Source organism: Streptomyces sp. NPDC087906 (assembly GCF_055584925.1).
This window is the reverse complement of sequence record NZ_JBVJLC010000001.1, coordinates 548356-574283: the sequence shown is the minus strand read 5'-3', so window position 1 is coordinate 574283 and position 25928 is coordinate 548356. Positions and strand designations below refer to the sequence as shown.

General features: G+C 71.4%; 27 protein-coding genes and 1 pseudogene. 14 read left to right on the top strand and 14 right to left on the bottom strand.

Annotated features, from left to right (window positions below; genetic code table 11):
- The first annotated feature begins 207 nt into the window (after positions 1–207).
- The 3 genes from ACZ63I_RS02515 to ACZ63I_RS02505 all read left to right on the top strand — a co-directional run bounded on the left by ACZ63I_RS02515 (position 208) and on the right by ACZ63I_RS02505 (position 4086).
- A complete protein-coding gene (locus tag ACZ63I_RS02515) occupies positions 208–936 on the top strand; it encodes a class I SAM-dependent methyltransferase (protein ID WP_469335525.1) in 729 nt (242 codons plus the stop codon).
- A gap of 198 nt (positions 937–1134) precedes the next feature.
- Positions 1135–2355: a C40 family peptidase gene (locus ACZ63I_RS02510; RefSeq protein ID WP_469334607.1), complete on the top strand. Its 1221-nt coding sequence runs from the start codon at positions 1135–1137 to the stop codon at positions 2353–2355.
- Between the two features lie 348 nt (positions 2356–2703).
- Positions 2704–4086: a PP2C family protein-serine/threonine phosphatase gene (locus tag ACZ63I_RS02505; RefSeq protein ID WP_469334606.1), complete on the top strand. Its 1383-nt coding sequence runs from the start codon at positions 2704–2706 to the stop codon at positions 4084–4086.
- Here ACZ63I_RS02505 and ACZ63I_RS02500 read toward each other — a convergent pair.
- From ACZ63I_RS02500 to ACZ63I_RS02485, 4 genes are all read right to left on the bottom strand, one after another.
- A complete protein-coding gene (locus ACZ63I_RS02500; protein WP_469334605.1) occupies positions 4068–4400 on the bottom strand; it encodes a DUF2516 family protein in 333 nt (110 codons plus the stop codon). The two genes, ACZ63I_RS02505 and ACZ63I_RS02500, sit on opposite strands and share 19 nt — an antisense overlap.
- A gap of 122 nt (positions 4401–4522) precedes the next feature.
- Positions 4523–5260 carry a hypothetical protein gene (locus tag ACZ63I_RS02495; protein ID WP_469334604.1) on the bottom strand — a complete coding sequence of 246 codons (738 nt, stop codon included), beginning with the start codon at positions 5258–5260 and terminating at the stop codon, positions 4523–4525.
- 16 nt (positions 5261–5276) lie between these two features.
- Positions 5277–5729, bottom strand: a complete 453-nt coding sequence (locus tag ACZ63I_RS02490; protein WP_469334603.1) for a helix-turn-helix domain-containing protein — start codon at positions 5727–5729, stop codon at positions 5277–5279.
- A gap of 102 nt (positions 5730–5831) precedes the next feature.
- Positions 5832–6974 carry an FAD-dependent oxidoreductase gene (locus tag ACZ63I_RS02485; protein WP_469334602.1) on the bottom strand — a complete coding sequence of 381 codons (1143 nt, stop codon included), beginning with the start codon at positions 6972–6974 and terminating at the stop codon, positions 5832–5834.
- A gap of 72 nt (positions 6975–7046) precedes the next feature.
- Here ACZ63I_RS02485 and ACZ63I_RS02480 point away from each other — a divergent pair, with 72 nt between their 5' ends.
- The 5 genes from ACZ63I_RS02480 to ACZ63I_RS02460 all read left to right on the top strand — a co-directional run bounded on the left by ACZ63I_RS02480 (position 7047) and on the right by ACZ63I_RS02460 (position 11605).
- Positions 7047–7739, top strand: a complete 693-nt coding sequence (locus tag ACZ63I_RS02480) for a TetR/AcrR family transcriptional regulator (RefSeq protein WP_469334600.1) — start codon at positions 7047–7049, stop codon at positions 7737–7739.
- Positions 7740–7902: 163 nt separating this feature from the next.
- Positions 7903–8502, top strand: a complete 600-nt coding sequence (locus ACZ63I_RS02475; protein WP_469334599.1) for a TetR/AcrR family transcriptional regulator — start codon at positions 7903–7905, stop codon at positions 8500–8502.
- A gap of 184 nt (positions 8503–8686) precedes the next feature.
- Entirely contained in the window at positions 8687–9559 is an 873-nt protein-coding gene (locus ACZ63I_RS02470; protein WP_469335523.1) for a helix-turn-helix transcriptional regulator, read from the top strand.
- Between the two features lie 160 nt (positions 9560–9719).
- Positions 9720–10700 carry a methyltransferase domain-containing protein gene (locus ACZ63I_RS02465; RefSeq protein ID WP_469334598.1) on the top strand — a complete coding sequence of 327 codons (981 nt, stop codon included), beginning with the start codon at positions 9720–9722 and terminating at the stop codon, positions 10698–10700.
- Positions 10701–10864: 164 nt separating this feature from the next.
- Positions 10865–11605, top strand: coding sequence for a dienelactone hydrolase family protein (locus ACZ63I_RS02460; protein WP_469334597.1), 741 nt, complete (start codon positions 10865–10867; stop codon positions 11603–11605).
- Between the two features lie 103 nt (positions 11606–11708).
- Here ACZ63I_RS02460 and ACZ63I_RS02455 read toward each other — a convergent pair whose 3' ends face one another.
- Positions 11709–12923 (bottom strand): MFS transporter, encoded by a 1215-nt coding sequence (locus ACZ63I_RS02455; protein WP_469334595.1) that lies wholly within the window; start codon positions 12921–12923, stop codon positions 11709–11711.
- Positions 12924–13005: 82 nt separating this feature from the next.
- Between ACZ63I_RS02455 and ACZ63I_RS02450 the strand changes: the two genes are divergently transcribed.
- Entirely contained in the window at positions 13006–13974 is a 969-nt protein-coding gene (locus tag ACZ63I_RS02450) for an ArsR/SmtB family transcription factor (RefSeq protein WP_469334593.1), read from the top strand.
- 117 nt (positions 13975–14091) lie between these two features.
- Here ACZ63I_RS02450 and ACZ63I_RS02445 read toward each other — a convergent pair whose 3' ends face one another.
- Together ACZ63I_RS02445 and ACZ63I_RS02440 are read right to left on the bottom strand one after the other, a co-directional pair.
- A complete protein-coding gene (locus tag ACZ63I_RS02445; RefSeq protein ID WP_469334592.1) occupies positions 14092–14832 on the bottom strand; it encodes a hypothetical protein in 741 nt (246 codons plus the stop codon).
- Positions 14833–14945: 113 nt separating this feature from the next.
- Positions 14946–15536, bottom strand: a complete 591-nt coding sequence (locus tag ACZ63I_RS02440) for a DUF4240 domain-containing protein (RefSeq protein WP_469334590.1) — start codon at positions 15534–15536, stop codon at positions 14946–14948.
- A gap of 132 nt (positions 15537–15668) precedes the next feature.
- Here ACZ63I_RS02440 and ACZ63I_RS02435 point away from each other — a divergent pair, with 132 nt between their 5' ends.
- Positions 15669–16514: a hypothetical protein gene (locus ACZ63I_RS02435; RefSeq protein WP_469334588.1), complete on the top strand. Its 846-nt coding sequence runs from the start codon at positions 15669–15671 to the stop codon at positions 16512–16514.
- Here ACZ63I_RS02435 and ACZ63I_RS02430 read toward each other — a convergent pair.
- From ACZ63I_RS02430 to ACZ63I_RS02420, 3 genes and pseudogenes are all read right to left on the bottom strand, one after another.
- Positions 16483–17046, bottom strand: a complete 564-nt coding sequence (locus ACZ63I_RS02430) for an ABC transporter permease (RefSeq protein WP_469334586.1) — start codon at positions 17044–17046, stop codon at positions 16483–16485. The two genes, ACZ63I_RS02435 and ACZ63I_RS02430, sit on opposite strands and share 32 nt — an antisense overlap.
- Complete coding sequence (locus ACZ63I_RS02425; protein WP_469334584.1) at positions 17043–17279, bottom strand: hypothetical protein; 237 nt, start codon at positions 17277–17279, stop codon at positions 17043–17045. Before ACZ63I_RS02425 ends, ACZ63I_RS02430 begins: the two co-directional genes overlap by 4 nt.
- 79 nt (positions 17280–17358) lie before the next feature.
- A pseudogene (locus ACZ63I_RS02420) lies at positions 17359–18203 on the bottom strand (ATP-binding cassette domain-containing protein).
- On the opposite strand from ACZ63I_RS02420, the gene ACZ63I_RS02415 reads away from it, so the two are divergent.
- The 3 genes from ACZ63I_RS02415 (at position 18099) to ACZ63I_RS02405 (ending at position 20685) form a co-directional block, all read left to right on the top strand.
- The gene (locus tag ACZ63I_RS02415; RefSeq protein WP_469334583.1) at positions 18099–18809 is read left to right on the top strand and encodes a TetR/AcrR family transcriptional regulator; all 711 of its coding nucleotides are present in this window, start codon (positions 18099–18101) and stop codon (positions 18807–18809) included. The pseudogene ACZ63I_RS02420 and the gene ACZ63I_RS02415 sit on opposite strands and share 105 nt — an antisense overlap.
- A gap of 105 nt (positions 18810–18914) precedes the next feature.
- A complete protein-coding gene (locus tag ACZ63I_RS02410; RefSeq protein ID WP_469334581.1) occupies positions 18915–19364 on the top strand; it encodes a MarR family winged helix-turn-helix transcriptional regulator in 450 nt (149 codons plus the stop codon).
- A gap of 184 nt (positions 19365–19548) precedes the next feature.
- Entirely contained in the window at positions 19549–20685 is a 1137-nt protein-coding gene (locus ACZ63I_RS02405; protein ID WP_469334579.1) for an FAD-dependent oxidoreductase, read from the top strand.
- A gap of 14 nt (positions 20686–20699) precedes the next feature.
- Here ACZ63I_RS02405 and ACZ63I_RS02400 read toward each other — a convergent pair whose 3' ends face one another.
- The gene (locus tag ACZ63I_RS02400; RefSeq protein WP_469334577.1) at positions 20700–21788 is read right to left on the bottom strand and encodes an NAD(P)/FAD-dependent oxidoreductase; all 1089 of its coding nucleotides are present in this window, start codon (positions 21786–21788) and stop codon (positions 20700–20702) included.
- A 101-nt stretch (positions 21789–21889) separates the two neighbouring features.
- On the opposite strand from ACZ63I_RS02400, the gene ACZ63I_RS02395 reads away from it, so the two are divergent.
- The gene (locus ACZ63I_RS02395; RefSeq protein WP_469334575.1) at positions 21890–22495 is read left to right on the top strand and encodes a helix-turn-helix domain-containing protein; all 606 of its coding nucleotides are present in this window, start codon (positions 21890–21892) and stop codon (positions 22493–22495) included.
- A gap of 46 nt (positions 22496–22541) precedes the next feature.
- On the opposite strand, the gene ACZ63I_RS02390 is transcribed toward ACZ63I_RS02395, so the two are convergent.
- The 3 genes from ACZ63I_RS02390 to helR form a co-directional block, all read right to left on the bottom strand.
- A complete protein-coding gene (locus ACZ63I_RS02390) occupies positions 22542–22757 on the bottom strand; it encodes a hypothetical protein (protein ID WP_469334573.1) in 216 nt (71 codons plus the stop codon).
- Complete coding sequence (locus ACZ63I_RS02385) at positions 22741–23016, bottom strand: DUF6400 family protein (RefSeq protein ID WP_469334571.1); 276 nt, start codon at positions 23014–23016, stop codon at positions 22741–22743. Before ACZ63I_RS02385 ends, ACZ63I_RS02390 begins: the two co-directional genes overlap by 17 nt.
- Positions 23017–23408: 392 nt before the next feature.
- Complete coding sequence (gene helR, locus ACZ63I_RS02380; protein WP_469334570.1) at positions 23409–25640, bottom strand: RNA polymerase recycling motor ATPase HelR; 2232 nt, start codon at positions 25638–25640, stop codon at positions 23409–23411.
- Positions 25641–25928: the final 288 nt, after the last annotated feature.

The window sequence follows — 25928 nt, the reverse complement described above, 5'->3', positions numbered from 1 at the left end:
GGCGCTCAACCACTGACGCCGTCGTTCCGATTACCCGCGGTCGTTAGGCTCATTCGTATGGCCTCCGTCCCGACTCCGGCATCCCCGGCAGCCTCGGCAGCCTCGGCAACCCCGTCGCGCGCTGGGCGTCCGGTGGGCACGGGGCGTCCGGGGCGTCCGGTGGGCACGGTGACCCGCGGGACCACGGGCCAGAACCGGCTGCGCCGGATGGACCGCTGGATCGCCGCTGTCCACGGGCCCGCGCTGCGCGCCGCCGCTGATCCGGTCGTGGTCGACCTGGGGTACGGGGCGGCCCCCTGGACCGCCGTCGAGCTGCTGCGGCGGTTGCGTACGGCCGAGCCGCGCACCGAGGTCGTGGGCGTCGAGATCGACCAGGCCAGGGTCGCCGCCGCCCTGCCGTACGAGGCGGCGGGGCTCCGCTTCGTACACGGCGGCTTCGAGATCCCGCTGGCCGTCGGGCGGCGCCCGGTGCTGATCCGGGCGGCCAACGTGCTGCGCCAGTACGCGGAGGACGAGGTCGCGGCGGTCTGGGAGCGGCTGCGCGGGCGGCTCGCGCCCGGCGGGCTGCTGGTCGAGGGGACCTGCGACGAGATCGGGCGGCGGCACGTGTGGGTGGCGCTCGGTCCCGAGGGACCCAGGACGGTGACCTTCGCGACCCGGCTCGGGTCGCTCGACCGGCCGTCCGACCTGGCGGAGCGGCTGCCGAAGGCACTCATCCACCGCAATGTGCCGGGCGAGCCGGTGCACGCGTTCCTGCGCGACTTCGACCGGGCGTGGGCCGCCGCGGCGCCGTACTCCTCGCTGAGCGCGCGGCAACGCTGGATCAGGGCGGTCGGCGACCTGTCGGCGGACTGGCCGCTCGCCGGTGACAGACGGCGGTGGCGGCAGGGTGAAGTGACCGTGAACTGGTCGGCCCTGGCTCCGACTTCAGCCTGACACCCGCGGGACCGACCCTTGCGGCACTGATACTCGCGGCACCGAAACATGCGCCGGGGCAACCTGTGAGGATCTGACTGCCTCTGTCGTTTTCATGCCGGACATGGCACGATCACGACGAGGTAACGCAGTGACGCGGTAGCGCGGGTGCCGCTGTGACGCGAGTTGGGTACTGGGGCGGGTCCTGAGGGGGAGCTTGTGAGCCGACGTCGCTGTGCCGCGGCCGCGATCAGTCTGGTCTGCGCTCTCGCCGTGCTGACAGCACCGGAGTTGACGAACCGCGCGTACGCGGCGCCGCGCCCGGCGCCGACGTCGACGTCGACGCCGGCGTCATCCGGCGCCCCCGTACCGCCGTCCAACTCCCTCGTACCGCCGTCCGACTCTCCCGTACCGCCGTCCCGCTTTCCCGTACCGCCGTCCAACTCCCCGGCGCCCGTCGCCCCGCCGCCCGTTGAGCTGCCGCCGGGCGCTCTCGGCACCGGCACGAAGACGCTCGACCAGGTACGGATCGAGATCGACGGCCTCTACCGCAAAGCGGCCTCGGCCACCGACGCGTACAACCTCGCCGAGGAGCAGACAGCCAAGCAGTCGTCCGAAGTCGTCGGTATCGCCCAGCAGATCGTGCGGGGGCAGCTCAGGATCGACGGGCTGAAGAAGCGGATGGGCGCCACGGCGCGCGCCCAGTACCGGGGGTCCGGACTGCCGCCCGAGGCCCAACTCGTCCTGACCGACGACCCGCAGCTCTTCCTCGACGGTGTCGGCAGGCTCAAGGAGGGCCAGAAGGCCACCCATGACCTGCTGGCCGAACTGACCGGTACGCAGAAGGACTTGGAGACGTACGCGGCGGACGCCAGCTCCCAGTGGCAGCGGCTCGAAGCCAACAGGGTCAAGCGGGACAAGGCGAAGAAAGAGATCACGAAGCAGATCGCCGCAGCGGAGAAGCTCGAAGCGAGCCTGAAGAAGGACGACCGGGCCCGGCTGGCCCGGCTGGAGGCGGACGCGGCGTACCGCGCGCAGACGGCCTGGCTCAGCTCGGGCGCGATCACCGACATCAACCGCGGCGCGAGCGCGCAGGGCAAGAGGGCCATCGCGTTCGCGACGGAGCAGATCGGCAAGCCGTACGTGTGGGGCGCCGAGGGGCCGGCCTCGTACGACTGCTCGGGGCTGACGTCGCAGGCGTGGCTCGCGGCCGGGCGGACCATCCCGCGCACGTCGCAGGAGCAGTGGCGGCAACTGCCGCATGTCGCCGTCAAGGACATGCGCCCCGGCGATCTGATCATCTATTTCAAGGACGCCAGCCATGTGGCGCTGTACATAGGGGACGGCTCGATCATCCAGGCGCCGCGGCCGGGGCGGAACGTGTCGGTGTCGGGCGCGGGGTCGATGGAGATCCTGGGGGTCGTACGCCCGGACAGATGACGGCGGTGCGAAGGGTGTGACGCAGGCCGTGTCCCGGGCCGTGCTCCGGGGCTGTGACGCAGCGCATGTTCTGACCGGCTGAGCAGCGGCCGGTCACGTGACGTTCATCATGGCAACCCGGGCGGCCGACGGGCGGCGCACCGCACACCGCCGCCCGATTCCTGCCGGAATCCCGCCGAATTACTGTCGGACACCTGGCGGAAGCCCGACAGGCGAGGGCATATGACAGCGGCCCATCGCCCGTGTGGCATTCCATTACGGCTCCGGCTACCGCTAAGGTCCCCGTCTGGTGGGGCGTCGATCGTCGTCCCACCGCGCCCTCGGGGGGAGGGAAGGAAACCAAGACCGATGCCCGTACCCGTACCGCGGCAGCGCACAGGTTCAGCAGCAGAAGAGAGGAACCCGGCCGCGGAGACCGCCGATGGCGGCGACCTCATGCTCCTGGTGATCGAGGACGACCCCGCGGGCTCGTTCTCCGTACCGGAGCTGCCCGAGGGGGCAGGTACCCGCGTCCGGATCCGTACCGCACGCAACCTCACCGAGGCCGAGCGGCTGCTCACCGACGACATCCACTGCATCCTCGTGGACCTCGCCCTGCCGGGCATGACCGACAGCGACGAGCTGGCGCCGCTCAAGAGCGTCCTGCGGCTCGCGCCGCGCCACGCCGTGCTGGCGCTGGCCGCCGAGGGCGACGGCGAGCGCGCTGCCGCCGCCGTACGGGCGGGGGCGCAGGACTACCTGTTCCGCGACGAGCTGGACGGCCGGCTGCTGAGCCGCGCCATCCGCTACGCCGTCGAACGCAAGCGCGCGGACATCGCGCAGCGCCAGCTCACCGAGTCCGGGCTGCGCGCCCAGGAGAACGCCCGGCTGGAGCGCGGCCTGCTGCCGACGCCGCTGCTGGCGGGCTCGGACCTGCGTTTCGCCGCCCGCTACCGGCCCGGCCGCTCGCGCGCGCTGCTGGGCGGGGACTTCTACGACACGATCCGCACCCCGGACGGCACGGTGCACGCGATGATCGGCGACGTCTGCGGCCACGGCCCTGACGAGGCCGCGCTCGGCGTCGAGCTGCGCATAGCCTGGCGGGCGCTGACGCTGGCCGGGTTCTGCGGCGACCAACTGCTCTCCACGCTCCAGCAGGTGCTGGAGCATGAGCGGGAGAGCGACGAGATCTTCGCGACGCTCTGCACCGTCGACATCGCGCCCGACGGCCGGAGTGCGGGGCTGTGCCTGGCCGGGCATCCGGCGCCGCTGTTCAACCGGCCGGGTCAGACGGCGCGGCTGCTGCCGCACGGGGACAACGGACCGGCGCTCGGGCTGCTGCCGCGGGCCCGCTGGCCGCGCACGCAGGTCCAGCTCGGCGGGTCGTGGAGTCTGATGATGTACACGGACGGGCTGATCGAGGGCCGCGTGGGACCGGGCGCGAGTGAGCGGCTGGGCGAGGACGGCATGGTCGGCATGATCAACAGCCAGCTCGCCCGGGGGCTGCGCGGCGAGGAGCTGCTGGAGGCGGCGGTGGCCCGCGCGCGGGAGCTGAACGGCGGCGAGCTGAACGACGATGTGGCGGTGCTGCTGCTGGGCAGGGGCCCGGAGTCGGCCCCGGCGCCGTCCGGCTCGTCCCCGAGCGGGCGGCCGGGCGCGCTGCCGCGACTGCCTCAGCTCCCGGCGCAGCTACCCGCTCAGCCCCCGGCTCAGCGTCCGGCGCGGTTCCCGGCTCAGCGTCCGCCGTTGTAGGGCCCGTACGGACCGTCGCTGCTTGACCCGCCCCGGCGGCCGCCACCGGACACCGCGCGGACGGCGGGCCGTACGTCGACCATGAAGACGATGGTCGCGACGAGCCCCGCGATCTGCAGGAACAGCATCGGAATGAGCAGGTTGACCGCGACGACGGCGGCCAGGATGGCCACCCAGAACGTCTTGGTCTTCTTCTCGGCGGCGGGGTACGCGTCCTTACGGGCCAACGCGGCGAAGATCAGCGCGACCACGGCGAGAACGAGCATGGCCAGACTGAGGATCGACAGAACCGTGCTGAATCCGGAGAGCAACATGCTGAGCACCGCCTAGGGAGTGGTGGCCTGAGCCTTTGACGCCAACGTACCCGGAGAACGGGCCGGGCACCCCAGAGGTGCCCGGCCCGCCGGAATTCCGTACGCGGCCTTGGTGGTCGCGCCTACTTCTCGTCCTTGGGACCCGACTTCTGAACGGGCTTCTGGCCGGGCTTGACGGTCTGCTTGGCCGTCGGCGAGCTGGTCTTGCGGGCCGGCGCCGCGCGGCGCGGGGTGGTCTTGCGCGCGGTGGGCTTCTTGGGGTCGGCCGAGGCCGTACCGGAAGCGGACGTCGTAGCCGAGGCGGAAGCCGTACCGGAAGCCGCAGCGGAAGCGGAAGCGGGCCGGGCGGTGGCGGAAGCCGGCTTGGCGGCGGGCTTGGCGGCGGGCTTGGCCGGCTTGGGAGCGGGCTCCGGCTCGACGGCGACGGCGATCTCCGTGAGGTCGTCGGCCGCCTCGCCGCGCCAGGTCCGTACGGTCTGCTCGCCGCGCTCGGCGACCTTCTCGTACGCCTCGCGCGCCTTCACGGCGTACTCGGCGGCGACGCCGACGCTCCGCAGCGCCAGGTCCTGGGCGCTCTCGCCCAGCTTGCGCAGGTCGGTGTCGAACGACCCGAGCACCTCGGTGACCTTGGCCTGCACGCTGGCCTGGGCTTCCTTGGCCTGGTCGGCGACCTTGTCCTGGACGGTCTTGGGGTCGGTGTTGCGCACCGCGTCGAACCGGCCGGGCGCCTCGCTCCGGAGCTGATCGATGAGGCCGGGCACCCGCCTGGCCTGCTGCACGGCAAGCTCGGCGGTACCGGCGGCGAAGTAGAGCGGCGTGGGGTCGGTAAGGGTCTTGCGCAGGTCATCGGCGATGGCCATGACTGGGCCTCCCGGATCAGATTGAGGGTGGGTGGGCAACACTGCCGTCGGCAGCGGGGGCGTCCCCTGCGACGTTCTCCGCGGTCTCGGAGTCCTGGCCGTTCTCCTGGCCGTTCTCCGCGTCCTGGCCGTTCTCCTTGCGGAACGACTCGTAGATCTGCAGAAGCACCTGCTTCTGCCGCTCGGATATCGAGGGGTCCGCGAGGATGACGGCACGCGTCTCCAACTCCTCACGCTCCCGCTCGTCGAGCATCCCGGCCTGCACATACAGGGTCTCGGCAGAGATCCGCAGCGCCTTGGCCAACTGCTGCAAGATGTCCGCACTCGGCTTGCGCAGCCCGCGCTCGATCTGGCTCAGATACGGATTGGACACCCCGGCGGCATCGGCGAGCTGCCGCAGCGAAAGCTGCGCACTGCGCCGCTGCTCGCGCAGATACTCACCGAGATTGCCGACGTTGAGTGATGCCATGCCCCCCATGCTGCGCCACCCCCGCTAACTTTTGCAAGCGCATGCTTGCAAAAGTGTTCCATGTCGCTCTCTGCCGCCTGCTTCCCGCACTCGGCAGTGCGGTCAGGACGGCTGGACCTGGTCGAAGACGGTGAGGGCTTCGGCGGGGTCCGGGCTCACTAGGCGGTCCAGGCCGGTCGTCGTGATCTTCGCCCATCTGCCGGCCCGTGCCCACATCCGTTCCTCGAAGGCGCGGACGGTCTCGTCCAGATCGTCGGGGCCGGTGGCGAGGGACTCGGCGAGTTCGGCGCCTTCCAGCATCGCGAGGTTCGCGCCCGCGCCGAGCGGGGGCATCAGGTGGGCGGCGTCGCCCAGCAGTGTCACTCCGGGGACGTGGGTCCAGGTGTGGGACACCGGCAGGGCGTAGAGCGGGCGGTGGGTGAAAGCGGTGCCGTGGCGGAGGAGGTCGAGGACGGGCGCGGCCCAGCCGTCGAAGAGGGCCAGCAGGCTCGATCGCACGGCCGCGGCGTTGGTCAGGTCCAGGTCCAGGTCCGTGTGCCAGTCCAGTGGTGCGCGGAACTGGGCGTACACCTTGACGTGGCCGCCGCTGTTGCGTTGGGCGACGAGTGCGCGGTTCACGCCGTACACAGCCACGGAACCGTCGCCGACCAGCCGGGCGAGGTCGGGGTGACGGGTGTCGACGTCGTCCAGGGAGGTCTCGACGAAGGTGACCCCGGTGTAGTGCGGCGTCACCGACGAGACGGCCGTGCGGACCCGGGACCAGGCGCCGTCCGCGCCGATCACGAGGTCGAACGTCTCCTGCCGCCCGTCCGCGAAATGGACCAGTACGCCGTCCGGGGCCCCCGGCACCACCCGCGTCACATCCCGGCCCCACTGGACGTCGAGAGGGCCGAGCAGCAGATCGCGCAGTTGCCCGCGGTCGATCTCGGGGTTGGCCCGGTCGTCCGGGCGGGGTTGCCAGTCGCGCAGGACGGTCCCGTCCGGGTCCAGGATGCGCATGGCCTGCCCCTCGGGGCGGGACAGCGCCTGAAACTCCGCCAGCAGCCCCGCCTTGTCCAGCGCGAGCTGGCCCAGCCCTTTGTGCAGGTCCAGCGTGCCGCCCGGCGGGCGGGCGTCGGGGGCGGGATCGCGTTCGAGGACGGTGACGGCGTGGCCGTGGCCGTGGCGGTGGCCGTGGCGGTGCAGGACGCGGGCGAACGTAAGGCCGGCAGGACCACTCCCGACCACTGCGATGCGGTGTCTCATATCGATACACTGTATTGTTCATATACGGCAGATCGCAACGGTACGGCGCATCGCAACGGTACGGTGAGTGCCATGACTGTCTGGGACCGGCCGGAGCCGCCGACTCGCCCCGTGCCGCTCGACCGGGAGCGGATCGTCGCCGCCGCGATCGCCCTGGCCGACGAAGGCGGGCTTGAGGCGGTGTCGTTGCGCAAGGTCGCGGCCCGGCTGGATGCCGGCCCGATGCGGCTGTACCGATACATCTCCACCAAGGAGGAGCTGTTCGACCTCATGGTGGACGAGGTCCAGGCCGAGATCCTCCCCCAGGAGCAGCCCGGTGACTGGCGGGAGGCGCTGCGCGCCCTCGCCCAGGGCACCAGGCAGACCGCCCTCCGCCACGAATGGCTGGCCGACCTGCTCGGCGGCCGACCGGCCATGGGCCCGAACGGCCTCGCCGTGACCGAGGCCACGCTGTCCGCCCTCGACGGCCGCAGCGACATCGACACCGTCATGCGCGCCGTGGAGACGGTCAGCGCCTACTTCATCGGCGCGATCAGGCGCGAGATCGCGAACCTGCGCGCCGAGCGCGCCACGGGCCTGTCCAAGCACGACTGGCAGCGCGCCCAAGGCCCGCATCTGACAAGCATGTTGGCCACGGGCCGCTTCCCTGCCCTGGCCAAGGCCGTGTACGACGGCACGGACGTGGACGCCGAGACATCCTTCGCGACCGGCCTGGACTGGGTCCTCGACGCCGTGGCCACCAAACTCACCGGGCCGCCGACGTGACACTCGGCGGCCGGAGGTGCGCGGCGACCCGCGAGACCGTGCGCCGCACAACCCGCGCCACACAAACCCGCGCGACACAACGTGCGCGATACACCGGCCGGGCACGGCCTTCGGCGGTAGGCCCTACCCGACTTCCGAACCACCGACCTAGACTCTGCGCGCGATGAGAAACTACGACGGTCAGTCCGCCGAGGAACGCCGCGAAGCGAGGCGGATACGCCTGATCGCCGCCGGTCTCGAACTGTTCGGCACACAGGGGTACGCGGCCACATCGGTGCGGGCCGTTCTGCGGGAGGCCGGGCTCCAGGAACGTTACTTCGCGGAGAGCTTCGCCGGTCCTGCGGAGCTGCTCGCGGCCGTACACGACCACGTACACGCCGAGGGCTATACGGCGGCCGTCGCCGCGATGAAGGCGGGCGAGTCCCCGGAGGAGCGGCTGCGCCTCATGGTGGACGCCGTCGCCCGCTGGCTCGCCGCCGACCCGCGCGCCGCGCGGATCAAACTCGTGGAGGTCGTGGGTGCCGGGCCGCTGGTCGAACAGCACAGACAGCAGGGCATGCGGGCGTACGCCGCGCTGATCGAGGCCGAACTTCCGCCCCTGCCGCCGGAGTTGAAAATGGGCCGGCACCAGCTCGCCATGGCACTGGTGGCCGGCGTCAACGGGGTGCTGCTCGACTGGCTGACGGGTTCGCTGGACATCTCCCGTGACCAACTGGTCGACCATGCCCTGCGGGCGACCCTGGGCCCGCCGCCCGCGAGCTGATCACCGGGACATTACTAGGGTTCTCCCTCGACGCTATCTGGGGGCACCTGCCACCAGATAGCGTGACGCTCTGTCCGGGACCGGTCATGGGCCGGTACGGCGGGTGCGCACAGGTCGCGCGTCGGCCCCTCCGGACGCCGGAACACCGACCGGACGCGCGGGAGAGTGTGGCGACGTGAGTGAGATGTCCTCGGAAGCCGGTACGGCCGTACGGCACCACCCCCACCCCCACGCCCGCCCGCGGAGCGACGGCACAGCGCTGTCACCGGCCGGAAGAGACGGGACAGCCGGGGACGGCACCGCATCAGGCGACCCCGCTCGGGACGACACCGCACCACGCGACCCCGCTCGGTACGACACCGGTCCGTACGGCACCGGCGGTCCGCGCAGCACCGCCCCAGGCGGCACCTCTCCACGCCGCGACAGCCGCCCGGTCGCCGTAGCCGTAGCCGTACGCGCCACCGACCGCGTGACGGAGGACGGCGCCAATGCCTACCTGCGGACCTGCGCCGACATCGGCTGGCTCCCCTTCGAGGAGTGCGAGCGCGCGGACGTGCTGCTCTTCCTGGCCGGCCGGGTCACCGACCGCACCCTGGCGCTGCTGCGGCGCGCCGCCACCCGTCCCGACGGCCGTGTCCTGCCGGTGGTGCTGGTGGCCGAGGTGATCGCGGAACGGCAGCTCACACAGGCCATCGAGTACGGGGTCGTCAGCGTCCTCATCCGTGACAGCGCCGGTTTCCCGCACATCGTGGAGACCCTGGTCGAGAGCGGGCACGGCGGCTCCCGGATGCCCGGAGCGCTGGTGCGCCAGCTCGTCAGGCGGACCCACGACCGGCAGACGGGCCTGGCCGACGTCACCTCCCGCACGGGCCTCGAAGCCCGCGAGATCGAGGTGCTGCGGCTTCTCGCGGACGGACTGGGTACCGGCGAGATCGCCGGCCGCCTCAGTTACTCGGAACGCACCATCAAGTCGGTGATCCATGATGTGGTGAAGCGGCTGGGGCTGCGTAACCGTACACACGCCGTGGTCTACGGAATGCGCGAGGGCATTATCTGAGCCGGGCCGACCCGTGAAGCGTGAACCCGTGGGACTCGCAGACTCGCCAAGTGAATGGGCAAACCGCCACCGGAAGCTGTCTGCACGAACGACCGTCACTCCTGCCCAAAGGTGAAGTCCTGCCGGGTACGGCGCCCCATCATTCGAATGCGCTGCGATTGTGGAAACCAGAGACCCCTTACCGGGGACACGCAATCCAAGAAACGCAATCGAAGCGGAGGGTCACTCAGCCATGGGCAGTAATCTGAAGACCGTCTTCCGGGCCGTACGCGCGGCGGCCACTCGCGATCCTGATCTGCGGGTGAGCCGACTTTATCAACTCTCCGACCCGGCCGTGCAATTCGCCGATCGCGATACCCGGTACATCAATATCGGCTACTGGGAGTCCGACGAGACCACGGTCGACCAGGCCGGTGACGCCATGGCCCTGAAGCTCGCCGACGCCGCGGGCTTCGCCCCCGGCCAGCGGATCCTCGACGCCGGCTGCGGGTACGGCGACCAGGACTTCCTCTGGCTCCGGGAGAAGAACGTCGGACACATTCACGCAGTCGACATCGTCCCCGCCCAGATCGCACGCGCCAAGGAACGAGCCGCCGCCGAATCCCTCACCGGAAGGCTCACCTTCGATACGGGCCCGGCCACCGTCATGACGTTCGAGGACGAGACCTTCGACCATGTCGTCGCCCTGGACGCCGCCTTTCATTTCCACACCCGCGACGTGTTCTTCAGGGAGGCGTTCCGTGTCCTGCGGCCGGGCGGGAAACTCGCAGTCATCGACACCGCGCCGCTGGACGATTCCACCCAGCTCAAAGAGTTCCGCAGCCCCAAGTTCAACTTCTACCGGTTCAGTGTACCGGCGGAGAATTGGCATAGCCGCGCGGAATACGCCCGTCGGATCGCCGCGGCCGGTTATGTGAACAGTACGGTGGAATCCGTCAGAGAATTCACCTTGGTGGCATGGTTCCGGCACTGGTCCACACTGAAGAAGGACGCCGCCGCCCGGCGCGACCTCAACGAGGAGTCCGCCGCCGTTGTCGAGCGGGACTGGGCCGACGTCGAACTGATCGAAAAGGAACTCGGCCTGCTCGATCATCTCCTCGTCGTGGCCCAAAAACCACTCGCACCCAAGGCAGCCGCATAGAGCACGGCGAGGGCGGGCACGCCGCGCATCGGCGGCGTGCCGGCGCAGCCTGACCCCACGTTCTCGACGTGCTGCGCGGCGGCATTTCCGAGGCGCGTGCGTGTCGTTCTGCCGACGGTTAAAAGCGGGCCGGTCGGGGGGCGGTGGTCGCTACCGTCGCGCTTATGACGACAGTTACCTCGCGCACGATCACCACGCGTACGGTCGAGTATCCCGCCGACGGGCTCACGATGGTCGGGCATCTTGCGGTGCCCGATGGGGTCGGGCTCCGGCCCGGGGTTCTGGTGGGGCCTGAGGGGCCCGGGTTGAACGACTTTCAGCGGCGGCGGGCCGATGCGCTGGCTGAGTTGGGGTATGTGGCGCTGGCCTTCGACATCAACGGCGGCCGGTGGTTCACCGATCCCGCGGAGATGTTGGCGCATGTGACCCCGCTGCTTGCCGATTCCGGGCGGATGCGGGGTATCGGGCATGCGGCGCTTGACGTGTTGCGCGGCGAGCCGCGGGTCGATCCCGGGCGGATCGGCGGCGTCGGTTACGGGACCGGGGGTGCGATCCTGCTCGAACTCGGGCGGGACGGGGTCGACTTGCGGGTGATCGGGACGGTCAACGCGTTGACCACCGGGCAGCCGGGGGAGGCTGCGCGTATTCGTTGTCCGGTGTGGGCCGGGGTCGGGTCGGAGGATCCGATCATGCCGGCCGCCCAACGGGACGCGTTCGCGGCGGAGATGCAGGCGGGTGGGGTCGACTGGCGGCTCGTGGTCTACGGCGGGGCGCTGCACGCCTTTCACCACCCGGCCGTCGAGCAGGCCGTCCTGCCCGGCGTCGGCCATCACCCGCTGCACGCGCGGCGGGCCTGGGACGACGTCGTCGGTCTGCTCGACGAGTGCCTGCCTGTGACGGAGTGAGCCGGGTCGGCGGCCGGAACGGTGACTGACCGGGTTCACGGCCTGGTCAGCGACCTGGTTCGTCGGCCACGGAGCCGGGTCGGCGGCCGGGTTCGCGGCCTGGTCAGTGGCCGGGTTCGCCGGCCACGGCGTCGGGGCGGTCGGCCGGCGCCGGTCGGCGTTCCTCGGCTCTGCTCATGGCCGCGAGGGTCAGGGTCACGGTGACGGAGGCGGTCGCCATCAGCGTCATCGCCGTTGCCGGGGAGGTCAGTTGGGCCAGGGTGCCCGCGAGGACGGCGCCGATGCCCTGGAGGGCTGTCATGCCGGTGCCGTGCAGGCCGAGGGACTGGCCGGCGAGGTCGTCGGGAGTGAGGGCCATCAGCCGCTCCTGCAGGACCAGGCTCGCGGCGAAGCCCACGGAGGCGACCGTGACCGCCACGGCCGACAGCACGACGCCCGGCCGCAGGACGAAGAACAGGTACGGCACCGCAAGCAGCAGGCGCAGCGGGGTCGCGAGACGGGGGCGTACGGCGGGCGGTACGAGGCGGCCCACCGCCATGTCGCCCACGAACATGCCCAGCGCCCCGCACGCGTACAGCGTGCCGGCGGCCTGCGGGGCGTACGAGACGTACAGCGAATCGCTGCCCACGATCAGGCCGTTGGGCACCCACAGGCCGAGGTACGTCAGGCGGCGCCTCCGGGAGGACCACAGCAGGGCGTTGGTGCGCCAGGTCGCCGCGACGGACGGGCGGCCCGAGACGCGCGGCGGACGGGCCGTAAGGCCAAGGCGGTTGACGATCGCCGACAGTACGTACAGCGCCGCCGCGAGGAGCAGACAGGTCCGCGCGGACAGGAGCGCCAGCAGCGCGCCGCCCGTCGCGAACCCGGCCATCTGGGTCAGGCCCCAGAGCATGTTGTAGACCGAACGGCCCAGCACATAGCCGTCCTTGGTCAGGATGTCGTTCATCAGTCCGCCGCGTACTCCCCCGCCCAGCGAAGCGACCAGGCCCTGGAGAAGCAGGACGCCGAAGACCCCCCACACCGGCAGACCGGGCAGCGCCAGCACCGCCGTACCGGCCGCGAACGCGAGTGCGAGGCAGGACAGCAGCGCGCGCGGCGGCAGCCGGTCGGAGCCCGAGAGCAGGAACACGCCCCCCAGCAACTGGGCCAGTTGGGGCCCGAACATGCTCATCGCCGACAGGAGCGGCGAGCCGGTGGCCCGGAACACCAGCGTGCCGAGGGCCAGCCCGCCGATCGTCTGGGCCGCGGCGAAAGCGGCGAAGGACAGCAGGAACGGGGTGAACTCCGGTGTGCGGAACAGGGTCCGGTAGCTGCGCATGCGTCGGAGTCTGAGAGCTGCCCGGGGCCGTGGGTAGTGTTTCGCCGACACACGAAAGGCTGACACACGAAAGGTCGTACGCGTGGGCTTGTGGCAGATCGACACGGACACCCTCGCGCACAGCCGGTTCGTGCTTTCGCCGTTCGCCGAGACCTTCGCGAGCCTGAAACTGCTGTACGCGGGGGCCGGCGGCCACCCGGGCGAGGAGGCGTGGCTGCGCGCGCATCTGCCCGGCTACCGCACGCGGCTGGCCGCCGACCCGGTGGCCGGGCCGCTCGTACGGACCGCGATCGGCACGTCCTGGATCTCCGACTTCTTCTGCCCCACTTCGTGCGTCGGGGAGAGCTTCGAGGAGACCGTGGCCCGGGTGCGGACGGCCGGGTCCGAGGAGGCGCGGGCCAACCTCCGCGTTTCCGCCGGGGGTTCGCTGCCCGCCGCCCTGGACCGGGACGACCTGCCCGAACAGGCGGCGGCGCTCCTGACGTACGTCTGGGCGGAGACCGTACGGCCGTACTGGGAGCGCCGACGGCGCGTCCTGGAGGCCGACATGGTCGCGCGCACCGCCCGCGTGAACCAGGGCGGTTGGGCCGCCGTACTGGACTCGCTGAACCCGGGGACACGCTGGCTCGGCGAAAGCCGTTTCCAGGTCAACGTGTTGGCGTATCCGCCACGCGAGATCGCGGCCGGGGCCGAGCTGCTGTTCATGCCGGTGACGCCGAGGACCAGTTGGGTTTCGTGGGAGGGGCGGGAGCGGTACGCCGTGGTCTACCCGTGCCTGGGCGTGCTCGCCGAGGACCACGACAGACGGCCCGTCCCGACCGCGCTCGGAGCGCTCGTCGGGACCGCGCGGGCCGGGCTGCTGACGCTGCTCGGCACCCCCATGAGCACGACGCAACTCGTCGCCGTGACGGGGCAGGGGCTGGGTTCGGTGGGCCGCCATCTGCGCGTCCTGCGGGACGCGGGCCTGGTGGAGCGGCGGCGCGCTGGGCGGTCGGTGCTGTACGTCCGGACGGGGGCCGGGGAGGTGGTGGTGGAGGCGTCGGGGCACTGAGGGCGCCACCGGCGGTGCCGTACGGTCCGCATTGCCGCACGGACCGCATTGCCGCACGGGCCGTCTTCCCCGACGGGGTCCAGGCGCCGGAGAAAGCGTTCGCGAGGTCGGAGTCGTTCAGTCGTCGGTAATCTGAGCCGCCACGGAGAAGCCCTCCGCACAGTCGGGGCAGGTCGCGTCGCCGAAAACGTACGTCAACGCCTTGGCGACCTCCGCCTGTCCGTCGGCGAGCGCGATGTCGTGGAGCCGTCGGCCGATGCCGGTCAGGCCGGCGGGGTCGGTGGGGTCGGCGGGACGCAGGGGTACGGTCACCACGTCGTCCGACAGGGCGTAATCACCGCTGGCCGAGAAGTACCCGCGCTCGCCGATGGCGATGAACAGGTCCACCTCGCAGCCGGGGCAGGCGATCTGGTACTCCTCGCTCGTGATCCCCCACGCCAGGTCTTCGCTCCAGCCGTCGACGCCCTCGAAGCTCAGTACGGCCTCCAGCAGGTAGACGTACTCGTCGGGGTCGTCGGCCGTCCGAAGGCGCGCGTTCGCCAGCGACAGCAGGGTCGCCAACTCGTCCGCGTACCGCGCGCGGACATCGGCCGCCTCCTGCGGCTGATCGGCACCGGCCATGATCGAGCCCGCCAGGGTCAGCGCACTGACCGCCTGCCCCCGATCGTCCGAGCGGGCGATACGGGCCAGCCAGGGCAGTGCCGCGAAGCTGGCGGAATAGACGCTGCCTTGATGGCACAGGGCCGACCAGAGGTCGGTCCAGCGTTCGGAGGTCGGATCCGACTCAAGCTGGCCCAGCAGGGCGGGTATGTCGTCCGCAGGGCCGTACGCGTGGCTGAGACGCGACCAATCCGTCATGGGGAATCCAATCAGTTCTAGGGGGTGGGTAGTTCAGGGGCCCGGATCCGGGCCAGGATTCGGGGCTGGGCTCCGGGGCTGGGCTCCGGGCTCCGGGGACGTGGGGCGGCCTTCTAGGCGCGTGACCGCGCGGGGAACATCGCACTCAGCTTGGGCAGTCGGCGGGAGGCTTCGTCCCCGCTCCGCACGTCCCACCGCTCACCGAGCGGCCGGGGGCCTCCCACGACATCGTTCTGCTCGGCGGCGACGGCTTCGTAGAACGCCTCGGCGCAGTCGTCGCCGAGGCCGGTCAGGATCCCGTACACCTCCTCGGCGACGTAGTCGAGCGACTCCCAGTCGGGCCAGTCGTCGTTCGACAACTCGCCCCGGCGGCTGGCCAGGCGCCGCACCTCAGGTGTTTCGGCGAGGGCATCGGGATCGGCCACCGCCCGGGTGAAGGCGTCCCGGCCAAGCCCCACCATCCACAGGCCGAAGTAGCAGAACCCGTCGTCCGAACACCACCCGCCGCAGATCAGGTCGGCGGCCGACCACAGGTCCCAGGTGCACGCTTCGTGCGTCACCTCGTCCAGGCGGGCTTGGAACTGAACGGCCTCGCTTGGCGTGCTTGCTGACAGCGCGTCATGCAGCGCTGTGAGTCGGTCGGCCTGGCTGGGAGCCTGCCGTCGGCAGTCTTCGATGAGGTCCCAGAAGGAATCGATGTCCACGGCCGCACTGTGCCAGGCACCTCTGACAATTCCCGGGGCGCACAAGCGTCGAATGGACGGACTTCGCGTGCGGCGGGGGCCCGTGGATCGCGTCGGTCACCGGATCCGCCGGACAGGCCCTAGCGTGTTGAGGTGCATATCCTCGACGACACTCGTCTGTCGCCACGCGTCCTGGCCCTGCTGACACGGGCCAGGCGCAGCCCCGCGCTGTCCGCCGAGCAGGCCCGTGAGCTGGCGCGCGCGGCGACCGTCAGCGGAGGTGGTAACGAGGATGCCGACAGAGGCAAGGCACCACCGGTGCCAGGCGAGGTTGTCGAGGCCATGGTGCGTTTCGAAGAGCGCTACGGGGGACTGCGGTACCCGCTTCTCGGCCCCAACGGGATGGAACACGGCCTGGACGGCGGGACCATCGTCCGTACCGGCGTTGGCGGTTGGTCGTTCTCCGGCATCCTCGACGGTGACGAGACGTGGCCTGTGGACGTTCTCCTCGACGGGCGTACCGCCATGACACTTGCCGAGCAGCCTCGGATCATCAACAGCAGCATCAGCCAACGTCTGGAGTCGCACGCCCAGTTGGCACACGTCCGGGACTGGCCTCATGTGACCCTGGGCATCGCCGTCCAACCCGGGGAGGAGCCGGCTGTCGCCGGGGTCGGCTTGCCGGCTCTCGACGTCGAGGCGACCGGGCCTGCCGACAAATGGTGGTGTGACGGCGAGACCGCCGTCCATTTGCAGCTCCGCGACTGGTGGGGTCCGGAGGACATCTGGGTCGTACGTTGTTTCGCCGCGCGGGCCGAGGAGTTGGCGGGCACGGTCGAGGCCGTGCGCCGTGGGGTGGCAGGGGGCGTGGTAGGCGGCACGGCGGGGGGCAGGTGGCGGGACGAGGGCTGGTGTTTGTTGTGTGCTCGCTCCAGGCAGCCCGCGCAGCCTTGCGCTGCGAAAGCTTTCAGCTCTGCTTGCCGTAGAGGCGGAGTGTGATCGGGGCGCATACGAGGGTGAGGGCCGCCGTTGCGGTGAGGGGCCAGGTGACCGGGGCCGTCGCCGGGGTGGCGTTCATCAGGGCGCGGGCCGCTGTCGCCACGTGGCTCAGGGGGTTGACGTTCACGAAGGCCCGGAGCCAGCCGGGCATGGTGGCCGGCTCGGCGAAGATGCACCCGGCGAACGAGAGCGGCATCAGGACGGCGTTGGCGATGCTGACGACCACCGCCGGGTCACCGACGGCCGGCGCGAGCGCGGCCCACAGCAGGGACAGCGAAAGGCCGAAGGCGACGACCAGGGCGACCGCCGCGAGTACGCCCGGGGCGCCGCCGGCCGGGCGGTAGCCCATGGTCAGGCCGAGGCTCACCACGATTGCCGAGGCGAACAGGTAGCGGGCGGCGTCGCTGAGCAGGCCGCCGAGGACGAACGCGCCGCGCCAGACCGGCAGGCCGCGGTAGCGGTCGAAGGCTCCGCTGCGCATGTCCTGGGCGAGGCGGGCACGGCCGTACATGGTGACGATGGCGATGCTCATGCTGAGCACGCCGGGCAGTCGGCCGAGTCCACGAGCTGCTTCGGGTCGTGCTTGAGCTTGAGCACGGCGCGCCTGCCGAAGGTCACCGAGGCGGCGAGAGCCCCGGCGTGGCGGCGGGAGCGTCCTGCGGCGAGCAGTACGTCGATCAGGTCGGCCTGGGATGCGGCGAGCGGCGGGTGCGTGGCGGCGCCACCGGCAGCAACGGCAGCAGCGGCGGCGGGGGTCGTGGTCATCGGTTCCGGTCCTCGGGGTCGGTGGTGGCCGCGGGATGCCGGGCGGCCTCCGGTGTGGACGTACCTGCCTGACGACCCGTCAGCGCCATGAACGCCTCGTCCAGGCTCGGTTGGCCCAGGGACAGATCCGCGACGCCCACCCCCGCGCGGCGAGTCGGGTCATGGCCCGGCCGACCAGCCGGCCCGCGTCCGTCGCCTCCGGCCGGGTGGCCAGCAGCATGGTCACGGCGAGCGGGTCGGCGGCGGGCTGGAGCGTTCCGTCCGGGGCGTCGGTCAGGATCCGCAGCGCCCGGCGGCGCTGTTCGCCGTCGAGGAGCCGCAGGTGCAGGGTGCCCGCGCCGACACGGGACTTGAGCTGGGCGCTGGTGCCCTCGGCCACGATCCGGCCGTTGTCGATGACCGCGATCCGCTCGGCGAGCTGGTCGGCGTCCTCCAGGTACTGGGTGGTGAGCAGCACCGTGGTGCCGGCGGCGGCGATCCGGCGGACCAGTTCCCACACCTGGTTACGGCTGCGCGGATCGAGGCCGGTGGTCGGCTCGTCGAGGAACAGCAGGTCAGGGGTGACGACCAGACTGGCGCCGATGTCGAGACGGCGGCGCATGCCGCCCGAGTAGCCCCCACGGGCCGACCGGCCGAGCCGGTCAGGTCGAACGCGGCGAGCAGGTCGTCCGCGCGCCGTTTGCTCGCCGCCCGGGACAGGCCGTGCAGCCGGCCGAGGATCAGCAGGTTCTCGTAGCCGGTCAGGTCTTCGTCGAGCGACGCGAACTGGCCGGTCACCGCCACCCGGGCCCGGATCGCCGCCGCCTCGGTCCGTACGTCGTGGCCGAGGACGCGGGCGGTGCCGGCGTCGGGTCGTACCAGCGTGGCCAGGATGCGGATCGTGGTGGTCTTGCCCGCCCCGTTCGGCCCGAGGAACCCGAACACCTGGCCGCGCGGGATCGTGAGGTCGATCCCGTCCAGCGCCCTGCTCTCCCCGTCGGCCTTGTCGTAGACCTTGACCAGACCGCGCGCCTCTCCGACGCCACCCGCAACCCCGCCGCGCCGCCGCGCCGCCGCCGCAGGGCCGACGCGCGGCGCAGCATCGACGCCATCCTCAGCGCGGCCCGGGTCATGCTCGGCGAGCGGCCGGAAGCGAGCACGGAGGACATCGCCGCGACGGCCGGCGTCACCCGCCAGACCGTCTACGCGCACTTCCCCTCGCGCGACGCCCTGGTCGCCGCCCTGGTCGAGGTCGCCGCCGCCGAATACGCCGCCCTGCTCGACGAGGCCGACCTCGACAGCGACCCGCACGACGTCGTGCCCCCGCGGCTCGAACGGCTCATCCGACGCGGCCAGCAGACGGGCGACCTCGACCCGTCACCCTCGGCGGCCTGGCTCACCGCCGCCATCCTCGGACTCCAGCACACCGCCGTGGCGCAGATCGCGGCCGGGCGGCTCACGAGCGACGAGGCGGAGGCACTGTGCCTGGATAGCACCTTGCGACTGTGCGGCAGGACGGGAGCGTCGGACTGGACGGGGGCGTCGGACTAGGCCGTAGGACCAGGGCTCAGGACGGGGGCGTCGGACCGGGCCGTCGGCAGCGGTCGATCAGTTCGAGCGTTGACAGTTAGAGACCTAACGGTTAGAGTTCTCATCATGGACGCGGAAGCAGCACCCAGACCACATGGCACCCTCGACCACATCCGCTGGATCTCCTGGGCCCAGCGCAAGGCGGGCGAGGAGTGGATCCGGGCCCGCGAACTCAGCCACGAGCAGGGCTTCGCGCTCGGCTATCTGGTCAAGAACCCCGGTGCGATCCAGCGGGACATCGCGCAGATGACCCGCACGAGCGCGGCGAGCGTATCGAGCCTGCTGCAGGGGCTCGAACGCCGTGGCCTGGTCGAGCGTCGTACGGAGCCGGGCAACGAGCGCAGCAAGCGCGTCTACGCGACACCGGTCGGCGCCGAACTCATCTCCGGGTTCGAGGCCGCGATGGCCGCGGCGGACGAGACGATCCTCGCCCCGCTGGACCAGGCCGAGCGGGCCACCTTGGTCGCTCTGCTCACGAAGATCACCGCGGAACTGCCGCAGCCGACGCGTTCATAGCGACGCGTTCATCGCGGTGGGTGCGTCGCCGGACCGCGTAGTTCGCACGCGTTGCCCGGCCGCGTAACGCTCGACTCGGCCGCGTAACGCGTAACCCGGCCGCACCACCAGGACGCCCCCAACATCCCCTCGCCGTGCCGACGTTCGCCGGCGCGTGCTCCAACCTGCCCTGTGAGGAGTCATCATGAACACCCACGTCACCATCATCGGCGCCGGCCTCGGCGGTCTCACCCTGGCCCGCGTACTGCACGTCCACGGCATCCCCGCCACCGTCTACGAGGCGGAGGCGTCACCGACCGCCCGCGCCCAGGGCGGCATGCTCGACATCCACGACTACAACGGCCAGTTGGCCCTGGAGGCTGCGGGGCTGACCGAGGAGTTCCGCAGCCTCATCCTGGAGGGCCGCGAGGCGATACGGGTCCTCGACCGCGACGGAAGCGTCCTGTTCGAGAGGGCGGACGACGGTACGGGTGGCCGTCCCGAGGTGCAGCGCGGCGAGCTGCGGCAGATCCTGCTCGACTCGCTCCCGGCCGGCACCGTGCGGTGGGGCCACAAGGTCAGCGGGGTCCGCAGCCTCGGCGATTCCCGGCACGAGGTGACCTTCGCCGACGGCACGAGCGTCGTGACGAGCCTGCTGGTCGGTGCGGACGGCGCGTGGTCGCGGGTCAGGGCGCTGGTCTCCGACGCCGTACCCACGTACACCGGCCGGTCGTTCGTCGAGACGTACCTCTTCGACAGCGACACCCGGCACCCGGCCGCCGCGAAGGCGGTCGGCGGCGGGTCGCTGTTCGCGCTCGCGCCGGGAAAGGGGATCCAGGCCCACCGGGAGAAGGACGGCAATCTGCACACGTACGTGGCGCTCACCGAACCGCAGGAGTGGTTCGCCGACGTGGACTTCAGCGACGGCGCGAAGGCAGCCGCCCGGATCGCGCGGGAGTTCGAAGGCTGGGCACCGGAGTTGACCGCGCTGATCACCGACGGCGAGACCGCGCCGGTCCTGCGGACGCTCAACACCCTTCCGGAGGGTCATCGTTGGGACCGGGTGCCGGGGGTGACTCTGCTCGGCGACGCCGCACACCTCTCGGCCCCGAACGGCGAAGGCGCCAACCTGGCCATGTACGACGGAGCCGAACTCGGCAAGGCCATCGCCGCGCACCCCGGTGACGTCGAAGCCGCCCTCGCCGCGTACGAGAAGGAGATGTTCCCGCGCGGCGCCGAGGCCGCCGTGGACGGCGCCGAACTGCACGAGTACCTCTTCGGCGACGACACGCCCCACAGTCTGATCGCCGCGTTCAACGAGGACGCTCAGCCGACGGGCTGAACATCGCGCGCCGGTCAGGCCGTTGCCGCCGCCGCCACAACAGCGTCGCCGCCGCGTCGCGTCGCCGCGGCGAGGGCCGCGTCCGTGTCGGCCGTCACCAGGTCGGCGTTGATGCGTGCGCCGGCCAGGGCACCAGCGGCGGCCGAGGCGCCGACCTGGGCCATCGGGTCGGTGGCGTTGCCGGCCACCCATACGCCGCGTACCTGCGTACCGCCGCCCGCGTCGGTCACGAAGTGGCGGCCCATACCGCCCGGCAGGTCCTCCATCGGCAGGTCGAGCCCGACCAGGCCGTCCGTGCGGGCCCACAGGGTCGTCGCCACCGCGAGCACACTGCGGTTCACGATCTCTCCGTCCATGAGTCGCACGCCCGCGATCGTGCCGTCCTCGGCGGATTCGACCGCCGTCACCGGAGTGTCGACCACGCGGATGTCGCGGGCTGCGAAGCGCGCGCGGGTCTCGTCGTCCAGGTCGGTGGCCTGGGTGAAATACACCAGGTCGTCGGTCAACTGCCGGAACAGCAGGGCGTGATGGACGGAGGCGGGACCCACGGCCAGGACCCCGACGGGTTCGTCGCGCACCTCCCAGCCGTGGCAGTACGGGCAGTGCACCACGCCGTGCCCCCAGTGCTGGGCCAGGCCCGGAACGTCAGGCAGTGTGTCGCGCAGGCCGGTGGCGACCAGTAGGCGGCGCGCCTGCCAGGTGGTGCCGTCCGCCAGTGTGACCGTGAAACGCGGGTCGCCGTCTGCTGAGGCACCGGGGGCAGGTGCGGCCGGGACGGCGGAGGTCACTTCACCGGTCACCACCTTGCCGCCGTACCCGCGCACCTCGTCCCGGCCCCGGCGCAGCAGCTCCCCCGGCGCCACGCCCTCCAGACCGAGCAGGCCGTGCACGCCGTCCGCCGGTGCGTTGCGGGGCGTACCGCTGTCGATGACGACGACGGAGCGGCGGGAGCGGGCGAGCATCAGCGCGCCGTTCAGACCTGCGGCGCCGCCGCCGATCACGACGACGTCAACGGTATCGGCGGTGCGAGCGGTCTCGGCGGGGCCAGCGGTCTCGGCGGTCTCGGCGGTGCCGGCGGTCTCGGTCGCGGTCTTCTCGGACATGGTCGTACTTCCCTTGCGGTGAGTGGGCCCGCTGCGGCCTGTACGGGCCCTCGTACGACCACACAAGCACCGCTTTGCGTCAGAGGCATAGGATGTTGCCTATGCCGCAAGACGATGACGATCTCGACAGCCTGGTACGCAAACGGATCCGCGCCCTGCGCGTGGCGCAGGGCTGGTCACTGGACGAGCTGGCCACCCGCGCCCGGCTCAGCGCGTCCACCCTCAGCCGGATCGAGAACGGTCAGCGCCGCCTCGCCGTGGACCAGCTCGTCACCCTCGCCCGCGCCCTGGACACCACACTGGACCAGTTGGTCGAGACGGGTGCCGACGACGTCATCTCCAGCCCGGTGATCGACGCCGCTCACCAGATGATGCGGTGGTCCGTCCGGGCCGACCCCGGCATGACCGTCCTGCGCAGGCGGATGACGGGGCCGGTTCCTGACAACCCGTCAAGTATGCGCGCCCACCCAGGCCGTGAGTGGTTCGTCGTCCTCTCCGGCACCGCCGATCTGATGCTGGGCAACCGGCGTTTCCGGGTGGAGACCAACCAGGCCGCCGAGTTCCCCACGATGCTCCCGCACGCGATGGGGGCGGTGGGCGGGCCGTGCGAAATCCTCGGCATCTTCGACCGCGACGCCCGGCGCGGTCACCAGCGCGACGACGCCGATGGCGCCGGCACCGGCACCGGCACCGGCAGCGCCACATAAAGCGAAAGCCGGGAGCGGGGAGCCGAGAACGGGGAGCGGCGGGCCGTTACGCGCCGGGGCGGGTGTTCACCGACCACATGTGCGCGCACCGCGGGCACTGGAGGTGGACGACCGGGCCGCTGTTGGAGATCAGGTACCGCCAGTGCTCGCCGCAGTTGCGGCGGTCGGCGCAGACCTCGCAATGGCGGGCGTCGTCGCAGACGGGGCAGGCCAGCCACGCGCGCCGCGAGGAGTCCGCCCGCGGGTCAATGGGCAGCCGCACGGCCCGGCCCCTCCCCCGGTTCCGGCCCCGGCCCCGGCCCTGGCAGGACGCCGGCCGCGACGAGCATGTCGTAGGTGCGCTGCTGTTCGGCGTCCAGGCCCGAGTAGAGCAGGGCGTACGCCTCGTCCTCGCCCTGGAGCGCGGCCACCGGATCCCAGTCGGGCCCGAGCGCGGCCACGACCTCGGTGCGTCGCCGGGCCTCGTCGAAGGTGAGGTCGATCGAGAAGGGTATGAGCTCGGCGGGGTTGTCCTGGTTCATGTGCAGACTTCCGACGTGCTGGTGGGTCCACACCATCTCTACCAGGCACAACAGGCATGGGGAAGGGTGCCCTAAGTTACCCCCGGGGCGGCGGGGGACGGTGGGCGGCGGCGGGCTGTGGCGCCCAGCGCTCGGATCGGCGGACAGGGGCGGCCCGTTGCCGGCCGCCGGGCCGCCCGGCTGCGGCCCCGGCCACGTACGCCACTGTGACGCACTTCATGCCCGCCTCACAGGATCGCGGGCGTCACAGCACTGCCCGCCTCACTGCACTGCGGGGGGGGCGCACAGCACTGCGGGAGTGGTCACAGCACTGCGGGAGTGGTCACAGGATCGCGGGCGTCACAGCACTGCGGGGCGTCACAGCACCGCGGAGCGTCACACCACTGCCACCGTCAGCCAGTGGTGAGGATGACGAGCTGCTGCGTCGCCCTGGTCATCGCCACATACCGGTCGACCGCCCCCTCGATGCCCTCGCCGAACTTCTCCGGGTCCACCAGCACCACCAGGTCGAACTCCAGCCCCTTCGACAGCTCAGGAGTCAGCGACCTGACGCGGCTCGTCGGCCGGAAGGCCGGATCGCCGATGACGCACGCGATCCCTTCGTCGTGTGCGGCGAGCCACGCGTCGAGGATCGCGGGCAGATCCGACGCCGGTCCGTGGACGACAGGGAGGTCGCTCGTACGGATGGACGTCGGTACGTTCGCGTCCGGGAGCACCGCGCGGATGACCGGTTCGGCCTCCGCCATGATCCCTTCCGGGGTGCGGTAGTTGACGCTCAGCGTGGCCAGGTTGATCCGGTCGAAGCCGACGCGCTCCAGCCGTTCCTGCCACGACTCCGTGAACCCGTGCCTGGCCTGCGCGCGGTCCCCGACGATGGTGAAGCTGCGGGACGGGCAGCGGAGCAGCAGCATCTGCCACTGCGCGTCGGTCAGTTCCTGGGCCTCGTCCACGACGATGTGCGCGAACGGGCCTGCCAGCAGGTCCGGTTCGATCGTCGCCGTCGCGGTCTCGTCGACCAGGGCGCTCTGGATGTCCTCGCCGCTCAGCATCGTCATGACGCCTTCGCCGTCGTCCTCGGCGGCGAGCAGGGAGTCGACGACCTTGGCCATCTGCTCCCGCTCGGCCGCGACAGAGGCTTTGTGTCGACGGTTACGTCGCGACGCCTCCGGATCGCCGAGCCGCTGCCGCGCCGCGTCCAGGAGCGGCAGGTCGGACACCGTCCAGGCCTGGGCGTCCGCGCGCTGCAGCATCCGTACCTCGTCGGGGGTCAACCACGGGGCGCACCTGCGCAGATAGGCCGGTACGCTCCACAAGTCGCCGACGAGGTCGGCCGCTTCGAGCAGCGGCCAGGCGCGGTTGAAGGCGGTGAGCAACTCCCTGTTCTGCCGCAGCGACTTGCGCAGCAGGGCCTCCGAGGCGTCGCCTTCGTGCTTGTCCACCAGGATCGTGAGCAGCTCGTCCCAGACCTGTTCGCGCGCCTCGTTGTGCGGAGTGCCGGGCTCCGCCGCCTCGAAGGCGGCGGCCCAGTCGTCGGCGCTCAGCGGGATGTCGGACCAGTGGGTCGTGACGTTCATGCCCTTGGCGGGCGGCTCCTCGTAGAACGCGACAGCCGGCTCGACCGCACGTACCAGCCTGGCCGACGACTTCAGCAGGGCCACGCCCGGATCGGGCTCGTCCTTGGCCGCCGCCCCCTCGGCGACGAGGTCCCGCAGGGTGCAGGTCTGCACGCCCTCCTCGCCGAGGCTCGGCAGTACGTCGGCGACGTAACCCAGATACGGCTGGTGCGGACCGACGAACAGCACGCCGCCCTTGCGGTGGCCGAGGCGGGGGTCGGAGTAGAGGAGGTACGCGGAGCGGTGCAGGGCGACGACGGTCTTCCCCGTACCAGGACCACCGTCGACGACGAGCGCGCCGCGCGATCCGGCGCGGATGATGGCGTCCTGGTCGGCCTGGATCGTACCGAGCACGTCCCGCATCCGCGACGAGCGGTTGCTGCCGAGGCTGGCGATGAAGGCGGACTGGTCGTCGAGGGCGGCGTGCGCGGCGAACTCGTCAGCGGTGAACACCTCGTCCCAGTAGTCGCTGATCCGCCCGCGCGTCCAGCGGTACCTGCGACGGCTCGCCAGGCCCATCGGGTTGGCGTGGGTGGCGCCGAAGAACGGCTCGACGGCCGGGGAACGCCAGTCGAGCAGCAGCCGGCGACCGGCGCGGTCCGTGAGGCCGAGCCGTCCGACGTATACGGGGTCGGGGTGGGGGCCCGGGTCGGTGCCGGTCTCGGTCTCGGTCTCGATGTCGGTCTCGATGTCGGTCTCGGTCTCGATGTCGGTTTCGGTCTCGGCCGCGCTGACCATGTGCCCCAGGCACAGGTCCAGGCCGAAGCGCCGCAGCGCGCGCAGCCGGGCGGTCAGCCGGTGGACCTCCGTGTCCCGGTCCATCGCCTGCCGGCCGATGCCACCGGGTCCCTTGCGCGCGGCGTCGAGCTGGTCGGTCAGCTCGTCGATCGTCTGCTGGAGCGACTCCGCGATGGCGGCGAAATGCTGCTCGTCGCGGGCGATCTGCGCCGGGGCGGCCTTGGCGGACAGCCGCTCGGGAAGGTCGAACGCGCTGGTGGACGGGGGGTTCACTGGTCAGCTCCGATCTGAGGCCGCTTGCGGGTTTGTTGCGGGCAGCAAGGCGTACGGCCTGACGTGCAGGGTTTCAGGGTCTCGCGATTTCGGCGGCTGTTCGACCACCGGCGCGGACACCCGGCGCGGACACCCGGCCCGGACCGACGATTCTGCGGCACAACGGGGGCCTTGCCGCAAGGCCCCCTGTGCGCTATACGTTGAGAGTGCCGAGGAGTGGATACGCCTCCTGTGCAGCATGAAGACACCGCCGACGCGGCGAGTGTGACAACCGTCCCGCCCTCCGTG

Bases quoted from the DNA above. Each gene is read 5' to 3' on its own strand.
- ACZ63I_RS02385 (WP_469334571.1), bottom strand. From the start codon at position 23,016: ATGAACCAGGACAACCCCGCCGAGCTCATACCCTTCTCGATCGACCTC.
- ACZ63I_RS02500 (WP_469334605.1), bottom strand. From the start codon at position 4,400: ATGTTGCTCTCCGGATTCAGCACGGTTCTGTCGATCCTCAGTCTGGCC.
- ACZ63I_RS02445 (WP_469334592.1), bottom strand. From the start codon at position 14,832: ATGACGGATTGGTCGCGTCTCAGCCACGCGTACGGCCCTGCGGACGAC.
- ACZ63I_RS02425 (WP_469334584.1), bottom strand. From the start codon at position 17,279: ATGACCACGACCCCCGCCGCCGCTGCTGCCGTTGCTGCCGGTGGCGCC.
- ACZ63I_RS02490 (WP_469334603.1), bottom strand. From the start codon at position 5,729: ATGGCATCACTCAACGTCGGCAATCTCGGTGAGTATCTGCGCGAGCAG.
- ACZ63I_RS02395 (WP_469334575.1), top strand. From the start codon at position 21,890: ATGCCGCAAGACGATGACGATCTCGACAGCCTGGTACGCAAACGGATC.
- ACZ63I_RS02495 (WP_469334604.1), bottom strand. From the start codon at position 5,260: ATGGCCATCGCCGATGACCTGCGCAAGACCCTTACCGACCCCACGCCG.
- ACZ63I_RS02505 (WP_469334606.1), top strand. From the start codon at position 2,704: ATGCCCGTACCCGTACCGCGGCAGCGCACAGGTTCAGCAGCAGAAGAG.
- ACZ63I_RS02460 (WP_469334597.1), top strand. From the start codon at position 10,865: ATGACGACAGTTACCTCGCGCACGATCACCACGCGTACGGTCGAGTAT.
- ACZ63I_RS02470 (WP_469335523.1), top strand. From the start codon at position 8,687: ATGTCCTCGGAAGCCGGTACGGCCGTACGGCACCACCCCCACCCCCAC.
- ACZ63I_RS02480 (WP_469334600.1), top strand. From the start codon at position 7,047: ATGACTGTCTGGGACCGGCCGGAGCCGCCGACTCGCCCCGTGCCGCTC.
- ACZ63I_RS02400 (WP_469334577.1), bottom strand. From the start codon at position 21,788: ATGTCCGAGAAGACCGCGACCGAGACCGCCGGCACCGCCGAGACCGCC.
- ACZ63I_RS02485 (WP_469334602.1), bottom strand. From the start codon at position 6,974: ATGAGACACCGCATCGCAGTGGTCGGGAGTGGTCCTGCCGGCCTTACG.
- ACZ63I_RS02515 (WP_469335525.1), top strand. From the start codon at position 208: ATGGACCGCTGGATCGCCGCTGTCCACGGGCCCGCGCTGCGCGCCGCC.
- ACZ63I_RS02455 (WP_469334595.1), bottom strand. From the start codon at position 12,923: ATGCGCAGCTACCGGACCCTGTTCCGCACACCGGAGTTCACCCCGTTC.
- ACZ63I_RS02410 (WP_469334581.1), top strand. From the start codon at position 18,915: ATGGACGCGGAAGCAGCACCCAGACCACATGGCACCCTCGACCACATC.
- ACZ63I_RS02475 (WP_469334599.1), top strand. From the start codon at position 7,903: ATGAGAAACTACGACGGTCAGTCCGCCGAGGAACGCCGCGAAGCGAGG.
- ACZ63I_RS02430 (WP_469334586.1), bottom strand. From the start codon at position 17,046: ATGAGCATCGCCATCGTCACCATGTACGGCCGTGCCCGCCTCGCCCAG.
- ACZ63I_RS02405 (WP_469334579.1), top strand. From the start codon at position 19,549: ATGAACACCCACGTCACCATCATCGGCGCCGGCCTCGGCGGTCTCACC.